This is a genomic window from Pontimicrobium sp. IMCC45349 (assembly GCF_047219225.1).
Lineage (GTDB): Bacteria > Bacteroidota > Bacteroidia > Flavobacteriales > Flavobacteriaceae > IMCC45349.
Genome location: NZ_CP178208.1, coordinates 2,245,680 through 2,263,467 on the forward strand (window position 1 = coordinate 2,245,680; position 17,788 = coordinate 2,263,467).

The window sequence follows — 17,788 nt, forward strand, 5'->3', positions numbered from 1 at the left end:
GTAATTTATTTAATACGATACACAGGATATTGCATGTGTGCTTTCTCGTAATGATTTGAGTGTTGGTATAACCAACTTAATTGCGCATACCAATTATTTTTAAAGCTGTCATCTGTTTCTTTTTTTGTTTCAAATGCTGCTTTTAGTTTTGGGTCAGAGTCAAGTAGTTGTTTTGCAGTGTCTTCAAATACATAAGGCGAAAAATATTCTTTTTGCTGTAGAATGGTATCAAAAAAGTTCCAGTTAAAAAACGAATCTGGTGCTTGAGGCTCCAAAGTTTCAATAAGGTATCTAAAGCCTTCTTGAGCTGTATTTATAATGATGTCACCTTTTCTAAAAGTTAGTGTTTGTGTACTTGAAGTTACAGTAGTATTGTAATGTGGATAATGACCTTCGTAAGCACTTGTACGCGTTTTATAGCCTGCAATTTTATAAGATTCAACAGTTATAGTAGAGTCGTTTTCTAGAGCTTTCATTTCAATTTGATTGAGCTTAAGTAAGTCAATAACTTTATGCCAACCTTGAGGAATGATATATACTGAAGGAATATCGACTTCAATTGTAGGTGTAAAATAATTTTGATAACTAACGTCCTTAGTAAAAGGTTTACTTCGGTCATATTTTAAACGTTTGGCACCTGTAACTTCACTTTCAATATATGCACTTTCATAACCTTTAAAGTTTAATGTACTTGTTTGTGTAGTATCTATTTTCCAATCTAAAGGATAGTTCTTTTGCTTACGTATCAGAAAGGCCATGTCTTGTCTTAAATCTTTAATGCGTTCGGCATCTTCTTCTGTAATTTCAATCATGCTCTTCATTAATTCATATGTGCCTTCAACTCTAGGTTTGTAAGGTTTTAGCATATGTGTTTCTACCATCATTCCAAGCGTGTTAAATAATGTAGTGTATCCTGTAGAGTATCTTGGGTAATCCATAAATTGACTAAAGCCTTCATCAGGAGTTCTTCCAAATACATTTACATAAGGCGTAATATCCCAGTTTTTAGCAGCCAGTTTTTCTTCTAGTTTTGGTTGCATTTCTGTATGAATATAATTACCTAATTTATCGCCAAGTTTATTGTGTTGAGTAAATAAATGGGTTAATGTGTACTGATAATCTGCACCATTACTTACGTGGTTATCAATAAACACATCTGGTTTTACTAAATGGAATAATTCAGCAAAAGCGCGTGCATTTTTAGTGTCACTTTTTATGAAATCTCTGTTTAAATCATAATTCTGAGCATTACCTCTAAAACCATAAGATTCTGGACCATTTTGATTGGCTCTGGTTCCAGAGTTTCTGTTTAAACTACCTCCAATATTATAAATTGGAATGGTTGTTAAAACGGTTTGTTGTGGCATATCTATTTTACCTTGAACAATATCTCTAAATAAAAGCATTGTAGCGTCAATACCATCAGATTCCCCAGGATGAATACCATTGTTTATAAGTAGAATGCGTTTGTTCTCTCTAATGTTTTCAAAATTAAAATTACCATTAGGATTTAGTGTTACTAAATGCAAAGGATAACCAGAATCGGTTTCACCAACGGTTTGTATATTTATTTCAGGATAAGCTTTTGTTAATGCTTCCCAAAAAGCAATTACTTCATGATAAGTTGCTGTTTGTGTACCTTTAGAAGTTTCAAAAGTAGTTGTAAAATCATAAGTGGTTTTAGTTTCAGTATTTCCGCAAGCAAAAAACACTAAAAGCATTGAAATAAAAATAAATTTTCTCATTGCAAATGTTTATGTATTTCAAACTTAATGAAATTATAATAACTTGCACTTGCAAGTACTAATATTAGCTGTATTTTTGCGGCTTCAAAAAAACAAACCATTATGACTGAGTTTATTAGAAAACGAGCAGCAAACGCAAAGAATGATATTTTAAGTGGGTTAACAGTTGCTTTGGCCTTGGTACCTGAAGCTGTTGCATTTGCTTTTGTGGCTGGAGTTGACCCATTAGTTGGTTTGTATGCTGCGTTTATGATTGGTTTAATCACTTCTATTTTTGGTGGACGTCCAGGAATGATTAGTGGTGCTACTGGAGCTTTAGCAGTAGTAATGGTTGCTTTAGTAGCTAAAGGGAATGCAATGGGAGCTCCTGGAGAAGAACTTGGTTTATACTACTTGTTTGCTACGGTTATTTTAATGGGAATAATCCAAATGCTTGCTGGTGTTTTTAAACTTGGAAAGTTTGTACGATTGATTCCTCATCCAGTAATGATGGGGTTTGTAAATGGATTGGCAATTGTAATTTTCTTATCGCAATTAGGAATGTTTATGAAGCCTGTTGAAGGTGATATGGTTTGGATGCAAGGAGCTGAGTTATGGACTATGCTTGGTCTTGTGGCTTTAACTATGGGAATTATGTTTGGGTTGCCTAAACTAACTAAAAAATTACCTGAAGCTTTGATAGCTATTTTAGCTGTTTCAGCTATTGTGATTTTTGGTGGATTAGATGTTGCTACTGTAGGTAGTTTTATCCGTGAAGGTGGAGGAGAAGGTTTAAAAGGTGGTTTACCAACATTCCAAACTGATATTTTTAGCAAAGTACCATTTAATATGGATACACTTAAGTTTATTGGGCCTTATGCTTTAATTCTTGCAGCTATTGGTTTAATTGAGTCGTTAATGACCTTGAACTTGATTGATGATTTAACAGAGACGAGAGGTAATACTAATCGCGAATGTATGGCTCAAGGAGGTGCAAATATTATTACAGGACTGTTTGGCGGAATGGGAGGTTGTGCTATGATTGGACAGTCTATTATTAATATTAAAGGTGGAGGTCGTGGAAGACTTTCTGGTATTGTCGCAGCAGTAATGTTATTAGTGTTTATATTGTTTGCTTCTCCATTAATTGAAAAAGTACCAATTGCAGCTTTAGTTGGTGTAATGTTTATGGTGGTAATAGGCACGTTTGCATGGTCTAGTTTTAGAATTATGAATAAGATTCCGTTATCTGATGTAATTGTTTTAATACTCGTATCTGGTTTAACGGTATTTTTTGATTTAGCAATTGCAGTAATTGCTGGAGTTATTGTAAGTGCATTGGTATTTGCTTGGGAAAATGCTAAACGTATTCGTGCACGTAAGCGTATGAAAGATGATGGCACTAAAGTATACGAAATTTGGGGACCTTTATTCTTTGGAAGTATTACCGCATTTAATGAAAAATTTGATGTAAAGAATGATCCAGATAAAGTAGAAATAGACTTTGTAGAATCGCGCGTGAGTGACCATTCAGCTATTGAGGCTATCTATAATCTAGTAGGTAAATATGAAGCTGCAGGAAAATCGGTTAAACTAAAACACTTAAGCGAAGATTGTAAGATCTTATTACAAAAATCAAGTCCTAAGTTTAATAGTGTGATTATAGAAGATATTGATGATCCACGTTATCATTTAGCCGAAAACCCTGAAGCTTTTGATAAAGGTTTGGGAGAGTATAAATTTTAAAAAAAAAATCTTGTGTCTGCGAGATTTTATGTGTTAGTTTAATAAAAACTATTCTCATCAACCATAATGGTAGTTAGCTCAACCTTATGGTTGTCGGGATCTCTTACATAGATAGAATGGAAGTAATGATGGTCTTGAAACTCAAAGGGAATGTTTAAGCTTTTAAAATGATTTTGAGCTTTTATAAAATCGTCATTTGTAACGTTAAATGCAAAGTGCTCAATCCTTACATTTCTCGACTCAGGATTTATTTTATCGTGATTTAAATTAGCAGGAAAAATAGCAACTCCAGTTTTATTTGTCATCATAAAAACAGGAAATGCTCCCCACTTTTCGAGTTGGTATTTTTTTAATCCTAAAACTTTTGCATACCAATTAATAGAAACTTCCATGTCTTTAACGTAAATGGCTACATGGTCTAAAAAATTAATATTAAAAGGTTTCATGTGTTGTTATTTCATTCTTACACTTTTAGGAACAAGTTTAGTGTAATCTCCATTATTTCTAATTACTTCTCGAACTATTGAGGAAGATATATACGATGTTTGAGCAGATGTTAATAAAAATACAGTTTCAATAGGAGCTAAGTCACGATTGGTATGTGCAATAGCCTTTTCAAATTCAAAATCCGCAGGATTCCGTAAACCACGTAAAATGAAATCTACACCTATTTCTTTACAAAAATCAACGGTTAATCCTTCGTATGAAACAACTTTAATTTTTGGTTCATCGGCAAAAGCTTCTTCAATAAATTTTTTACGTTCTTCTAGAGAGAACATGTATTTTTTTGCCGAATTAATACCAATAGCAACTATTACTTCGTCAAATAGTTTTACGCCACGTGTAATTATATCGTAGTGTCCAGAAGTTAAAGGATCAAAAGATCCTGGGAAAATGGCTTTTTTCATAATATAAAAATAGCGTTTTTATTTTAGAGCTTCTTCAATAGCGTTAGTAAACAATTCTTCTAAAGAAATACCAGCAGCAACTGCTTGTTGAGGCAAAATACTTTCTTTAGTTATTCCAGGAACTGTGTTCATTTCTAAAAGATGAGGTTCACCATTTTTAAAAATATATTCACTTCTAGAGAAACCATCCATTTTTAAAATTTCATATACTTTTTTAGCGATGGTATTTACTTGGTGTTCTTGCTCAGGTGTTAAACGAGCTGGTGTAATTTCTTGCGATTGTCCAAGATACTTAGCTTCGTAGTCAAAAAAGTCGTTATCGCTTACAATTTCTGTAATTGGTAACACAATAACTTTGCCTTTAAATTTAATAACACCTACTGATACTTCAGTGCCATCCAAAAAAGCTTCAATAATAATTTCGTTATCTTCTTTAAAAGCAACATCAATAGCTTTTAATAACTCTTCTTTTTTATGCACTTTAGACACTCCAAAACTACTTCCAGCTTTATTTGCTTTTACAAAACAAGGTAAGCCAACTTTGTCAATGATAGCATCTTGGTCTATATGGTCACCAAGGTTTAAGTAATAGCTTTCGGCAGTTTTAATACCATAAGGTTTTAATGTACTTAAACAGTCTCGCTTATTAAAAGTTAATGCTGCTTGATACATACCACAACTTGTATGAGGAATGTTTAATAACTCAAAATAGGCTTGCATATAACCATCTTCTCCAGGTGCACCATGTATGGCATTAAAAACACAGTCAAACGTAATTTTTTCTGAATTTATAGTTACTGAAAAATCATGTTTGTTTATTGGATGCTCGTTATTATCTGTATCCACATAAACCCATTTATTTTTAAAAATATGAACACGATAAGGTGTGTAGTTAGAGTCGCATAAAACTTCGTAAACTACATTTCCACTTTTAAGAGAGATTTCATATTCGCTAGAAAATCCTCCCATTATTATGGCTACATTTTTTTTCATATTAAATAAATATCTTGATAATTCGTTTTGTAAAAGTATTATTTATAAATGTAACGAAAAACCTTTTTAGTTTAATATAACGTATATAATAAATCTAAAGCAGCAGAGATTTCATACAAGAAATTATTTGTTTAGTTTTGCTAAATATAAGTCACACAATGAGTCTAGTTAAATTTCTTACGAGTAAAGTATTTGTTAAACAATTGATTTTGGCTATTGTAGCCACAGTTGTACTAATTTTTTTAGTATTAAAATGGCTGAATTTTTCAACAAATCATGGTGAATTTGTTGAAGTACCTGAATTAAAAGGAAAAACTTTAGATGTAGTTGAAATTGAACTTACTGATAACGACTTAAGGTTTGAAATCCAAGATTCTTCAAATTACAATCCAAAATATCCTCAAGGTGCAGTTATTGAACAAGATCCTTTAGCAGGAAGTCAAGTAAAAGAAGATCGTAAGATTTACTTAATATTAAACCCTTCTGGTTATAGAAAAGTTGGTGTGCCTAATATTATTCGTAGAACGTTTAGGCAAGCAAAACCTACCTTAGAAGCTCTTGGTTTTACAGTAGGGAATATTTCTTATGTAGATGATATAGGAAAAGATGAAGTGTTAGAAATGAAATATAAAGGAGAAAAAGTTACACCAGGAACGATGCTTCAAAAAACTACTAAGATAGATTTGGTATTAGGAAATGGTAACAAATCTTCCAAAAGAAATTAACATGGAAGAAACAGACTATAATTTACCTGAAAAGAATGATTTGTACGAGCATCATTCGTTTGTAGTTGACAAAGGTCAACAACCATTACGTATTGATAAGTACCTAATGAATTTTATAGAAAACGCGACAAGAAGTAAAATTCAAGCTGCTGCAAAAGATGGTAATATTCGTGTTAATGGAACTGCTGTAAAATCAAATTATAAAGTAAGACCGTTAGACGATATTAGAGTGCTGTTTGAACATCCTCCTTATGAAAACTTATTAGTTCCAGAGGACATACCAATTGATATTGTTTATGAAGATGATGAGGTGTTAGTTGTTAATAAACCTGCAGGCATGGTGGTGCACCCTGGACATGGAAACTATTCAGGAACCTTAATAAATGCCCTTACCTTTCATTTTGATAATTTACCAAACAACTCTAGTGAGCGACCTGGTTTAGTACATCGTATAGACAAAGATACTAGTGGATTGCTGGTAGTTGCAAAAACTGAAAATGCGATGACGCATTTGTCCAATCAATTTGCCGAAAAAACTAGTGAGCGAGAATATATAGCTTTAGTTTGGGGGAATATTGAAGACGACGAAGGGACTATTGAAGGAAATATAGGTAGACATCCCAAAAACAGACTTCAAAACACTGTGTTTTTAGATGAGGAAGCATACAAAGGAAAACCTGCAGTAACTCATTTTAAGGTGTTAGAGCGTTTAGGTTATGTAACCTTACTATCTTGTAAATTAGAGACTGGACGTACGCATCAAATACGTGTGCATATGAAACACATAGGTCATACTTTATTTAATGACGAGCGTTATGGAGGCGAGAAGATTTTAAAAGGAACTACGTTTACTAAGTACAAACAGTTTGTTGAAAACTGTTTTAAAGTATTACCTAGGCAAGCACTACATGCAAAAACTTTAGGATTTGAGCATCCAACTACTGGAGAATGGATGAGTTTTACTTCTGAAACTCCAGAAGATATAGTGCAGTGTATAGAGAAGTGGAGAAATTACTCAAAGCATGCTGAGTAAATGTTTAATATAATTCATGAATTATGAAAATTAAGTTCGCCTTATTAATCTTATTAGCTGTTATTATTACTTCTTGTGGAGATAGTAACGATGATGGAGCAAGAGTTTTATCTGAAACTTGGGAGTTACAGTCTATAGAAGTAAACGATTTTTATGATTTTAATGGAGATAATGATTATACAGGAAACTTGACAGCTGAATTAGGTTGTACAGGATTCGATAATTATTTTTTGTATTCAAACGGAACAGGTGAAGAGCACATCACAAAGAGCGTAGCTATATATTTTGATAGCCAAACAAGTAGTGTAGCTGGTGTTTGTAGTGATTTGAGTGCACCTCAGGTAATAGATATTAACTGGTCTCAAAATAACAACCAAAGAACCTTTACTTATCAAAATTTCTCAGCAACAGGAACTGTAGTTGGAAATACACTAACCTTTGTAGATATTGACTTTCCTTTATATACAGATGCTAGTTTAACAGCTATAGAAATATTAATCCCTGCTACTTTTACGTATCAACTAGTGGAATAATCTATTAGTTAATTTAGAATTACTATTTAAAACGCTTTTATTTCAAAAGACTTAGGGTTAAATTTGAATAGAAATAAATAATAGATTAGTAATTGCTTATGAAACTAGTATTATCACCTGCAAAGTCGTTGAATTTTGAAAGTCCTTTACCAACAAAATCTACAACAGAAAGTTGTTTTTTAAAGGAGTCAGAACGCTTAAATAAGTTGCTTAAAAAGAAATCGGCTAAGAGTTTATCTAAACTCATGAAGATTTCTGATGCTTTAGGGCAGCTTAATTATGAACGTAACCAAGAATGGCAATTACCTTTTACCTTAGATAATTCTAGACAAGCAATTTATGCTTTTAGTGGCGATGTATATAGAGGTTTAGATGCTTATAATATTCCTGTAGAAAAGTTAGAGGAAGTACAAGATACAGTGCGCATTATTTCGGGATTGTATGGGGTTTTAAAACCATTAGATTTAGTACAACCTTATAGATTAGAAATGGGAACAAAATTTCCAGTTGGTAAAAACAAAAATCTATATGAGTTTTGGAAGAAGAAAATTACCTCTGCTTTAAATGATGAGTTGGAAGATGATGAGCTATTCTTAAACCTTGCTAGTAATGAATATTTTAAAGCAATAGACACCAAAGCATTAAAAGTACCTGTAATAAATATTACGTTTTTAGAGTTTAAAAACGATGCTTATAAAAACATAGCTATATTTTCTAAGTTAGCTAGAGGGTTAATGGCACGTTATATTATTGATACCAATGCAAAAACGCTTGATGATGTAAAAGGGTTTAATTATGAGCGTTATGGATTTGATGCCAATTTATCATCTGAGAATGAGTTAGTATTTACTAGATAACACTTAAATGGAAGACAAAAAAACAGTTTGGTCTTTACAAAAGAATAAACGTACTCAAGAAGAACGTGATGTTTTTAAGCCAACAGGAAAAGCACCAAAAAACAAAACATTATCCTATGTTATTTGGGCAATTGTAATGTTGTTTGCAGCAAGTTTTAGTCTGACCTTTTTGCAAGAAGATGCAATTGATGTTTGTATAACTTCAACCTTTTGTTTTAACTCAAAAGATAGTATTGGGTTATTCGCTTTATACATATTTATAAATATAGTTGTTATAGTATTTGCGATTCTTGGAGCATATATAATTGGAAAAAAAATAGGAGATAAGTTTAAGTTGTAACTATGTTTTTTCATCAGCATCCTTACAAGCCTTTTATACAAAAAGATACTACAAAACTTATAGTTGGTACTTTACCACCACCTCGTTTTTCAACTGGTGAACTACTTGAAAAGGATGTTGATTTTTGTTATGGTAGTTACTATAATAGTCTGTGGTTATTTATAGATGAAATTCATAATCTAGGATTGCGTTATAACAATTCGCAAGAAGCTATAGATGAGCGTAAAGCATTTTTAATTAAACATAAAATTGGTGTCTGCGATATTGTTGAAAGTGCCGAACGCGAAAAAATTGACGCTTCCGATTTAGGTATGCAAAACATTAAGCTGCGTAATGTAATTGGATATTTAAAAAAGTATCCAAACATTGAAACTCTCTTGTTTACAGGTGGTAATAGCAAAAATGGACCAGAGTATTTTTTTAGAAGACACTTAAAAGAGTATCAGTTAAAATTAAGTCTTGTTGATAATGAAGTGCCTAGAGTTCACCAATTTCTGTTGGGAGATAGACTTATAAAAACGGTGTCGTTAACTTCAGGCTCTGGAGCAGCAAATATTTCAATTAGTAGGTTGCCATTATATAAGCAACTTAAAGCCTCTAATCCTAGTTTTAATACGTTTGATTTTAGGATAATGCAGTACAGAGAGTATTTATAGCAAGCATTTTTATTACAAATCAAATTCAAAATAATATGCTTTCTTAAGTTTTTGGTCGTACCAAAAGCGTTTGTGGATATTTTTACCTTCATTATTTGAGTCCCAAGAAAAACATTCTAACTCACGTATTTTCTTTTTGTCCCACCAAAAGAAGTCGTGTTGTAAACTTTCAGAGTCGTTTCCAGCTAAGCTATCTTTTTTTAATAAGTGATGTTCAATAATTTTTATAGTGGTTAAAGAGTCGCAATTAAAAGCAAACATGAAATCTGCATCTTGACCAAAGGTGTCATCAAAACAATAAATGTTCTTTACATCTGGAGTTATGTTAACTTTTAAAAAATCGCTAAAATGTTTTTTGTTTGATTCTGTATCTGGTGTTTCGCTGTCAAATTTTGGAAACGCCTTTTCAAAAGCATTCTTTGTTATGGATAGTGTTTTTTCTTTCCCTTTTTTTAAACCATAATACAAGGTGTAAGTTCCAGTACAAAAAAGTAAAGCGAGTGATAAAGCCGAAAGCCATAATAACCGTTTACTCTTTTTAATAATTGCATAAATTAAAATTATAATAAATACAAAGAGTAGGATAATTGCTATTGTTATTAAGACGATAAGTTTTGTCATGTAGCTCTTTTAGAGATTTTTTTTACGCATTGTTTGATGGAGATTTTATAACCCATCAAACACTTTGTCAACAGCATTACTTATTATTTTTTTTTGACTAATCATATTGATAGAAGTTTTATCCGACTTTAATTTTAATATTTTTTTTCTGTTAGAAAAGGTTAAGTCATAAGTTCCACTAAATATTTTATTAGCCAATTTAGATTTAGTATTGGAGTCAGCAGATTTAACTTTAAGCTTCCCTTTATCAAAAGTAAATTCTGTTTTTAATTGTACTGATTCGAATCCAGGAAGAGTTATAGTTGAGTCAGATACTTTAAAAATGATGTTTTCAGAATTTTCATATCCAGCATATGTTATCCGAATTCTTTGATTTAGAGTTTTTGGGTATACACTTTCCCCATCATAGGTCATTTCCGTTATTATCCAATTTCCATCAAGTTCAATTTGATTATTTAATTCACAAGATGAAAAGGTCAGAACCATTAATAAAAAAAGGAAGTTTCTCATTCAGATTATATTATGTACAACAACAGAATAAAAACAATTGTTTTTAACTCTATATGTGTTTATATCTGTAAATTTAAAGAAATTTCTTTCAAAAGAAAAGCCTTACTGTTTAGTAAGGCTTTCAAATATTTTAAAAATAAACTAGTTAAGACTTTTTAGCTTTAACAGTTACTTTTAATTCAATATCGTCATTAATAAACTTGTCTCCTAAATCTCCAAAAACCGATTTTGACTTGTATTTAATGTCCCATTTTGTACGATCAATAGTAAATGCTTCACTGTTTATAGTTAGCACATCACCTTCAGTTGTTACGTTTACAGGAAAAGTTACATTGTGCTTAATACCTTTCATAGTTAAGTTTCCAGATAATAAATTTTTACCATCTTTAGTTTCAAAACCAGTAACATCAAAAGCAGCATTAGCATGATTTTCTACATCAAAAAAGTCAGCATTTTTTAAGTGTCCAACTAAGTCGGCATTGCTATCTTCTTCAGCAGGAATATCTAATACAACAATCGAGTTCATATCTAATAAAAACGAACCGCTCTCTAAAGCATTGTTGTTTACTGTAAATACACCACTTTCTAAATTTAAAGTTCCGTTGTGTTTTCCTGTAGGTTTAAAACCAGTCCATTCAATAGTAGAGCTAGAAGCATCTACCATATATTTTACCGAAGTAGCTTTAGCTTCAGTTGCGTTTTCAGCAGCTGTAGTTTCTGCTTCGTTAGCTTTGTCTTTACATCCAACCATAACCATGACTAAAGCAAGCATAGTTATAGATTTTAATAGGTTTAATTTCATTTGTGTTAATGTTTATTTATGTGTTTCAAACAAAAATACATATAGTTGCTAAAATCAATCAAAAAAATATCTAAAAATATTTTGTGACATTTTGACATTTTAATAATAATGGCAGTACTTTTGCCAACTATTATAAAGAAGAAAATTTTAAAACCTAGAGTTTATTAAAATATGAGCAAGAAAAGTAAATCTGAGGAAGTTTTAGACGAACAAGTAGAGATGCAACAAGAAGAAACTACTCAAGAGGAAACCGTAGAGCTTTCTGTTGAAGAACAATTACAAGGCGAATTACAAAGTGAAAAAGATAAGTTTTTACGTTTATTTGCTGAGTTCGAAAACTATAAAAGACGTACGTCTAAAGAGCGTGTAGAATTATTTAAAACTGCTAGTGAAGAGGTTATGCTGTCATTATTACCAGTTTTAGACGATTTTGAACGTGCATTAAGTCATATTGACGAAGATAAAGAAGCAGAAGAATTACGTAAAGGCGTAATGCTTATTTATCAAAAGCTTTTAAATACATTAGAGCAAAAAGGATTAGCGCAAATAGAGGTGGCTCAAGGCGACCAGTTTAATGCAGATAATCATGAAGCAGTAACGCAAATTCCTGCACCTTCTGATGATTTAAAAGGAAAGATTATTGATGTAATTGAAAAAGGTTATAAACTAGGAGAAAAAGTAATTCGTTTCCCTAAAGTTGTAATTGGCCAATAATAATATAGCATGGCAAAAAGAGATTATTACGAAGTATTAGGCATAAGCAAAGGTGCTTCTGAAGCTGAAATAAAGAAAGCCTATAGAAAAATGGCTATTAAATATCATCCAGATAAAAATCCAGATGATAAAGACGCTGAAGAAAAGTTTAAAGAAGCTGCCGAAGCCTACGAAGTATTAAGTGATGCAGACAAAAAAGCGCGCTACGACCAATTTGGTCACCAAGCATTTGATGGTGCTGGAGGCTTTGGTGGTGGAGGTATGAATATGGATGACATATTCAGCCAATTTGGTGATATTTTTGGAGGAGCCTTTGGAGGTGGCGGATTTAGCGGCTTTGGCGGAGGTCAAAGACAACGTGTTGTAAAAGGAAGTAATTTACGTATTAGAGTTAAGTTAACTCTTGAAGAAATTGCTAATGGTGTAGAGAAAAAAATAAAAGTTAAGCGTAAAGTTCAAGCGCCAGGAGTAAGTTATAAAACATGTTCTACATGTAACGGTTCTGGTCAAGTTACGCGTATTACCAATACTATTTTAGGAAGAATGCAAACCTCTGCACCATGTAATGCATGTGGAGGTGCTGGACAAACTATTGATAAAAAACCTGCTGGAGCTGATGCTCAAGGGTTGATAATAGAGGAAGAAACAGTATCAATCAAAATTCCTGCTGGTGTTGTTGATGGTATGCAATTAAAAGTTTCTGGAAAAGGAAATTCTGCACCTGGAAACGGAATCTCAGGAGATTTATTAGTAGCTATTACTGAAGAAGATCATCCAACTTTACAACGCGAAGGCGATAATTTACATTACGATATGTATGTAAGCTTACCAGATGCTGTTTTAGGAACTTCTAAAGAAATAGATACTGTTACTGGTAAAGTGAGAATTAAAATTGAAGCTGGAGTACAGTCTGGAAAAATATTAAGATTACGTGGTAAAGGGATTCCAAGTATTAATGGTTATGGTAAAGGAGATTTACTTGTACATGTTAATGTTTGGACACCTAAAACACTTAATAAGCAACAAAAAGAGTTTTTCGAAAAAATGAGAGATGATGAGCATTTTTCTCCTAAACCAGAAAGTTCTGACAAATCTTTCTTCGAAAAAGTAAAAGATATGTTTTCATAGTATTAAAGTGCTATTTAACTAAAAAAATACTATATTTGAGTTATCACTAAATCATTAGTGATAATTTTTCTTTTTCATAGCAATTTTTCCCATCCTTAGCAATAAGGGTGGGTTTTGTATTTTTAGAGGAATTCTTATTTCTTTATTTATAGCATATTTGTAAAGAAAATTTTGCGTGAATCAACAGGATTAAACTGTAACAATTAATATCTTTACAATACTTATTTAAACAAAACACTACTTCATGAACAATTTGCTAGAAGTCAATTCAGTATCCAAAAACTTTGGAGACTTTAAGGCTTTAAATAATGTTTCTATTACAGTTCCTAAAGGCAGCATTTTTGGATTGCTAGGTCCAAATGGTGCAGGAAAAACAACGCTTATTAGAATTATTAATCAAATAACAATGCCAGATACTGGTACAGTGATGCTTGATGGTGAACCTTTAGAAGCTCACCATATACAACATATAGGTTATTTACCAGAAGAGAGAGGCTTGTATAAATCTATGAAAGTAGGTGAGCAAGCTTTGTATCTAGCGCAATTAAAGGGATTGCCTAAAGCAGAGGCAAAAAAGCGATTAAAATATTGGTTTGAAAGGCTAGAAATTGGTGATTGGTGGAATAAAAAGATACAAGAGTTATCAAAAGGAATGGCTCAAAAAATACAGTTTGTGGTAACGGTTTTACATAAACCCAAACTGTTAATTTTTGACGAACCATTTTCAGGATTTGATCCAATTAATGCTAACCTAATTAAAGACGAAATTTTACAACTAAGAGAAGAAGGCGCTACAGTTATTTTTTCTACCCATCGTATGGAGTCTGTTGAGGAATTATGCGATCATATAGCTTTAATACATCAATCCAACAAAATATTGGATGGTAAGTTAATAGATATTAAGCGTCAATATAAAACAAACACATATGAGGTTGGATTGTTAACTGATAATCAAACACAGTTAATGAATAACTTAAAAGGGAAGTTTGAAATTTCGCCAGCCGATTTTAAATCATTGAATGACGATTTAAAGTTAAATATTAAGTTAAACTCTAATGAGTCTTCAAACGATTTACTTACATACCTAACAAGTCAAGCTCAAGTAAATCATTTTAATGAGTTGGTGCCAAGTGCCAATGATATTTTTATTCAAACCGTTAAAAATAACTAGCATGAATCATTTACCATTAGTTATCAAAAGAGAATACCTTACTAAGGTTAAAAATAAGTCGTTCATTATTATGACTATTTTAAGTCCAATAATAATGATAGCATTAATAGCTCTAGTAGCTTATTTGTCGCAATTAAATAATGATAAAGTAAGAACAATAGCTATTCTAGATGAGTCAGGATTAGTTGAAACTCTATTTGAGGATACAGAAAATACCAAGTATCATAAATTAGAAAATGTAACCTTAGAAGCAGCCAAGGAAATTGTTAAGGCTTCAGAGGAATATGGACTTTTACATGTGTCTAAAACTAATAATATTGAGGAAGTTTCTAAATCGATTAAATTTTACTCTGAAGATTCTCCATCATTAACCGTAATTTCTGGATTAGAATCAAAAATAGAGAAAAACCTGTCTGAACTTAAGTTATTAGAAGTTGAAGGTATTAGCTTAGAGCAAATAGAAGCTGCTAAAATACATGTTAATATCAATCAAGAAAACTTTTCTGGAGAGCAAACCTCTAAAGTTGGAAATATTATGAAACTTGCCTTTGGTGGAGCTGCAGGTTATTTATTATTCATGTTTATCATTATTTATGGTAATATGATTATGCGTAGTGTAATTGAAGAAAAAACAAGTAGAATTATTGAAGTTATTATTTCTTCGGTTAAACCAGTTCAATTAATGCTAGGTAAAATTATAGGTACTTCACTAGCAGGAATTACACAGTTTTTAATCTGGATGATTTTAGGTGGTGTATTATTAACAGTAGTCACAACTATCTTTAATATCGATTTATCACAAATGCAAACACCACAGCAAGAGTTAATGCAGCAAGCGATGGAAAATCCAGATATTAACGATCAAGCACAATTAATATTTAATGAATTTAGAAGTTTACCAATACTAAATTTAATTATTGCCTTTATATTCTTCTTTATAGGAGGTTATTTATTATATAGTTCATTGTATGCTGCAGTTGGAGCAGCTGTTGATAACGAAACAGATACACAGCAATTTATGATGCCAATATTGATGCCATTAATTTTAGCGGTTTATGTTGGAATTTTTACAGTTATTGAAGATCCTCATGGTACTGTTTCAACAGTTTTTTCATTTATACCATTTACGTCGCCAGTAGTTATGTTAATGCGTATTCCATTTGGTGTTCCGTTGTGGCAGCAAGTACTTTCAGTATTAATATTAATAGGTACATTTATGTTTACTGTTTGGTTTGCAGCAAAAATTTATAGAGTTGGAATATTAATGTATGGTAAAAAACCAACATATAAAGAACTGTTTAAGTGGTTAAAATACTAGACAATGAAAGAAATTAATGAGTTTTTAAATGAAGACATTATCACTTTTGGGCAAAATGGACATTTGTCTCCAAAAATGATACTAATAATAATAGTTGTTTTTATTATAACAGCTGTTATTTTAAAGGTTTTAAAAAAGCTTATTACTAGAAAACTACCAGAAGAAGATAAGCCTAAGTTTACTTCGGTGTTCTCGTTTACACGTTATTTTATTTACCTCGTTGTAATATTAATAGCTATGGATAACATGGGGATTAATGTTACAGCAATATTTGCTGCATCTGCAGCTTTATTAGTTGGTGTTGGTTTAGCCTTACAAACGTTTTTTCAAGATATCATATCTGGAATCTTTATTTTAGTTGATCAATCTGTTCATGTAGGAGATATTATTGAAATTGATGGAAAAGTTGGCAGAGTTGTTGAGATAAAGTTAAGAACCACTAGAGCTGTGACCATAGATAATAAGGTTTTGGTTATACCTAATCATAAGTATTTAACCTCAATTTTATATAATTGGACAGAAAACGGAACCAAGACAAGAGAAAGTGTAAGTGTTGGTGTAGCTTATGGTAGCGATGTAGAGTTGGTAAAAAAAATATTGTTAGAGGTTGCAAATAATCATCCAGCAGTTTTAAAGAAACCAGAACCGATAGTACTATTCATGAATTTTGGAGATAGTTCTCTAGATTTCAAATTAGTATTTACATTAAATAATAGTTTTGAAGCCATAATGCCGCAAAGCGATATTCGTTTTAAAATTAACGAGATGTTTCAAAAACACGATATTACTATTCCGTTTCCACAGCGCGATGTGCATGTGTTTAACAAATAAAAAGACAAATTATGCCAAAAATATTAATAATAGAAGATGAAGCTGCTATTAGAAGAGTGTTAGGGAAAATACTTTCCGAAGAAAATGATACCTATCAAGTAGAAGAAGCCGAAGATGGATTAGTTGGAATTGATAAAATAAAAAAAGAAGATTACGACCTTGTACTTTGTGATATTAAAATGCCAAAAATGGATGGTGTTGAAGTACTAGAAGCAGTAAAAAAGATAAAACCAGAAATACCAATGGTAATGATTTCTGGTCATGGTGATTTGGATACAGCTGTAAACACAATGCGTTTAGGAGCTTTTGATTATATATCAAAACCACCAGATTTAAATAGATTATTAAATACAGTTAGAAATGCTTTAGATAGAAAAGAACTAGTTGTAGAAAATAAACGTTTAAAAAAGAAGGTTAGCAAGAAGTACGAAATGATTGGAGATAGTGATGCTATTTCTCAAATTAAAGTCATGATAGATAAAGTTGCTGCTACTGATGCTAGAGTACTAGTGACTGGACCAAATGGAACAGGAAAAGAGTTAGTGGCACATTGGCTTCATGAAAAAAGTGAGCGTGCTAAAGGACCTATGATTGAGGTAAACTGTGCAGCAATTCCAAGTGAGCTTATTGAAAGCGAATTATTTGGGCATGTAAAAGGTGCTTTTACAAGCGCCAATAAAGATAGAGCTGGAAAATTCGAAGCTGCAAATGGAGGAACTATTTTTCTTGACGAAATAGGTGATATGAGTTTGTCTGCACAAGCAAAAGTACTTAGGGCATTACAAGAAAGTCGTATTCAACGGGTTGGTAGTGATAAAGATATTAAAGTTGATGTACGTGTAGTTGCAGCAACAAATAAAGACTTAAAAAAGGAAATTGCAGATGGTAAGTTTAGAGAAGATCTTTATCATAGATTGGCTGTAATACTAATTAAGGTGCCAGCTCTTAATGATAGAAGAGATGATATTCCACTACTAATTGAACATTTTTCTGCAAAAATAGCCAATGAACAAGGTGTTGCTAAAAAATCATTTTCTAAAGCTGCAATTAGGTTATTGAAAGAATATGATTGGACAGGAAATATTCGTGAATTACGCAATGTTGTTGAGAGATTAATTATTTTAGGTGAAGCAGAAGTAAGTGAAACAGACGTGAAACTATTCGCAAGTAAATAATGT

The 17,788-nt window shown here is 31.8% G+C and carries 20 protein-coding genes; 13 read left to right on the plus strand and 7 right to left on the minus strand.

Going from position 1 to position 17,788, the window contains the following annotated elements; genetic code table 11:
* Window positions 1-5: 5 nt before the first annotated feature.
* Window positions 6-1,745, minus strand: a complete 1,740-nt coding sequence (locus ACLII3_RS10480; RefSeq protein WP_412984180.1) for a M14 family metallopeptidase — start codon at window positions 1,743-1,745, stop codon at window positions 6-8.
* A 102-nt stretch (window positions 1,746-1,847) separates the two neighbouring features.
* On the opposite strand from ACLII3_RS10480, the gene ACLII3_RS10485 reads away from it, so the two are divergent.
* Window positions 1,848-3,470 carry a SulP family inorganic anion transporter gene (locus tag ACLII3_RS10485; protein ID WP_412984181.1) on the plus strand — a complete coding sequence of 541 codons (1,623 nt, stop codon included), beginning with the start codon at window positions 1,848-1,850 and terminating at the stop codon, window positions 3,468-3,470.
* A 38-nt stretch (window positions 3,471-3,508) separates the two neighbouring features.
* Here the strand turns inward: ACLII3_RS10485 and ACLII3_RS10490 are convergent, their stop codons facing one another.
* Genes ACLII3_RS10490 through ACLII3_RS10500 form a run of 3 tightly spaced genes read right to left on the minus strand, consistent with a single transcriptional unit; the run spans window position 3,509 to window position 5,371 of the window.
* Complete coding sequence (locus ACLII3_RS10490; RefSeq protein WP_412984182.1) at window positions 3,509-3,916, minus strand: VOC family protein; 408 nt, start codon at window positions 3,914-3,916, stop codon at window positions 3,509-3,511.
* 6 nt (window positions 3,917-3,922) lie between these two features.
* Window positions 3,923-4,378 (minus strand): pantetheine-phosphate adenylyltransferase, encoded by a 456-nt coding sequence (gene coaD / locus ACLII3_RS10495; protein WP_412984183.1) that lies wholly within the window; start codon window positions 4,376-4,378, stop codon window positions 3,923-3,925.
* A gap of 18 nt (window positions 4,379-4,396) precedes the next feature.
* Complete coding sequence (locus tag ACLII3_RS10500; protein WP_412984184.1) at window positions 4,397-5,371, minus strand: D-alanine--D-alanine ligase; 975 nt, start codon at window positions 5,369-5,371, stop codon at window positions 4,397-4,399.
* A gap of 158 nt (window positions 5,372-5,529) precedes the next feature.
* On the opposite strand from ACLII3_RS10500, the gene ACLII3_RS10505 reads away from it, so the two are divergent.
* The 6 genes from ACLII3_RS10505 (at window position 5,530) to ACLII3_RS10530 (ending at window position 9,515) form a co-directional block, all read left to right on the plus strand.
* Window positions 5,530-6,096 carry a PASTA domain-containing protein gene (locus ACLII3_RS10505; RefSeq protein ID WP_412984185.1) on the plus strand — a complete coding sequence of 189 codons (567 nt, stop codon included), beginning with the start codon at window positions 5,530-5,532 and terminating at the stop codon, window positions 6,094-6,096.
* A 1-nt stretch (window position 6,097) separates the two neighbouring features.
* Window positions 6,098-7,129, plus strand: a complete 1,032-nt coding sequence (locus tag ACLII3_RS10510; RefSeq protein WP_412984186.1) for an RluA family pseudouridine synthase — start codon at window positions 6,098-6,100, stop codon at window positions 7,127-7,129.
* 23 nt (window positions 7,130-7,152) lie between these two features.
* A complete protein-coding gene (locus ACLII3_RS10515; RefSeq protein ID WP_412984187.1) occupies window positions 7,153-7,662 on the plus strand; it encodes a hypothetical protein in 510 nt (169 codons plus the stop codon).
* Between the two features lie 98 nt (window positions 7,663-7,760).
* On the plus strand, window positions 7,761-8,519 hold the full coding sequence (gene yaaA / locus ACLII3_RS10520; RefSeq protein WP_412984188.1) for a peroxide stress protein YaaA: 759 nt from the start codon (window positions 7,761-7,763) through the stop codon (window positions 8,517-8,519).
* Window positions 8,520-8,526: 7 nt separating this feature from the next.
* Window positions 8,527-8,859: a hypothetical protein gene (locus tag ACLII3_RS10525; RefSeq protein ID WP_412984189.1), complete on the plus strand. Its 333-nt coding sequence runs from the start codon at window positions 8,527-8,529 to the stop codon at window positions 8,857-8,859.
* Window positions 8,860-8,861: 2 nt separating this feature from the next.
* On the plus strand, window positions 8,862-9,515 hold the full coding sequence (locus tag ACLII3_RS10530; RefSeq protein WP_412984190.1) for a uracil-DNA glycosylase family protein: 654 nt from the start codon (window positions 8,862-8,864) through the stop codon (window positions 9,513-9,515).
* A 12-nt stretch (window positions 9,516-9,527) separates the two neighbouring features.
* Here ACLII3_RS10530 and ACLII3_RS10535 read toward each other — a convergent pair whose 3' ends face one another.
* The 3 genes from ACLII3_RS10535 to ACLII3_RS10545 all read right to left on the minus strand — a co-directional run bounded on the left by ACLII3_RS10535 (window position 9,528) and on the right by ACLII3_RS10545 (window position 11,448).
* The gene (locus tag ACLII3_RS10535; protein ID WP_412984191.1) at window positions 9,528-10,136 is read right to left on the minus strand and encodes a hypothetical protein; all 609 of its coding nucleotides are present in this window, start codon (window positions 10,134-10,136) and stop codon (window positions 9,528-9,530) included.
* A 45-nt stretch (window positions 10,137-10,181) separates the two neighbouring features.
* A complete protein-coding gene (locus ACLII3_RS10540; RefSeq protein ID WP_412984192.1) occupies window positions 10,182-10,646 on the minus strand; it encodes a hypothetical protein in 465 nt (154 codons plus the stop codon).
* Between the two features lie 145 nt (window positions 10,647-10,791).
* The gene (locus ACLII3_RS10545) at window positions 10,792-11,448 is read right to left on the minus strand and encodes a YceI family protein (RefSeq protein ID WP_412984193.1); all 657 of its coding nucleotides are present in this window, start codon (window positions 11,446-11,448) and stop codon (window positions 10,792-10,794) included.
* A 171-nt stretch (window positions 11,449-11,619) separates the two neighbouring features.
* Between ACLII3_RS10545 and ACLII3_RS10550 the strand changes: the two genes are divergently transcribed.
* The 6 genes from ACLII3_RS10550 to ACLII3_RS10575 all read left to right on the plus strand — a co-directional run bounded on the left by ACLII3_RS10550 (window position 11,620) and on the right by ACLII3_RS10575 (window position 17,785).
* Entirely contained in the window at window positions 11,620-12,162 is a 543-nt protein-coding gene (locus ACLII3_RS10550) for a nucleotide exchange factor GrpE (RefSeq protein ID WP_412984194.1), read from the plus strand.
* Between the two features lie 9 nt (window positions 12,163-12,171).
* Window positions 12,172-13,290 carry a molecular chaperone DnaJ gene (gene dnaJ, locus ACLII3_RS10555; RefSeq protein WP_412984195.1) on the plus strand — a complete coding sequence of 373 codons (1,119 nt, stop codon included), beginning with the start codon at window positions 12,172-12,174 and terminating at the stop codon, window positions 13,288-13,290.
* Window positions 13,291-13,534: 244 nt separating this feature from the next.
* Window positions 13,535-14,461, plus strand: coding sequence for an ABC transporter ATP-binding protein (locus ACLII3_RS10560; RefSeq protein ID WP_412984196.1), 927 nt, complete (start codon window positions 13,535-13,537; stop codon window positions 14,459-14,461).
* Window position 14,462: 1 nt separating this feature from the next.
* Window positions 14,463-15,779 (plus strand): ABC transporter permease, encoded by a 1,317-nt coding sequence (locus ACLII3_RS10565; RefSeq protein ID WP_412984197.1) that lies wholly within the window; start codon window positions 14,463-14,465, stop codon window positions 15,777-15,779.
* 3 nt (window positions 15,780-15,782) lie between these two features.
* A complete protein-coding gene (locus ACLII3_RS10570; RefSeq protein ID WP_412984198.1) occupies window positions 15,783-16,610 on the plus strand; it encodes a mechanosensitive ion channel family protein in 828 nt (275 codons plus the stop codon).
* 11 nt (window positions 16,611-16,621) lie between these two features.
* Complete coding sequence (locus ACLII3_RS10575) at window positions 16,622-17,785, plus strand: sigma-54-dependent transcriptional regulator (RefSeq protein ID WP_412984199.1); 1,164 nt, start codon at window positions 16,622-16,624, stop codon at window positions 17,783-17,785.
* The last annotated feature ends 3 nt before the right edge of the window (window positions 17,786-17,788 follow it).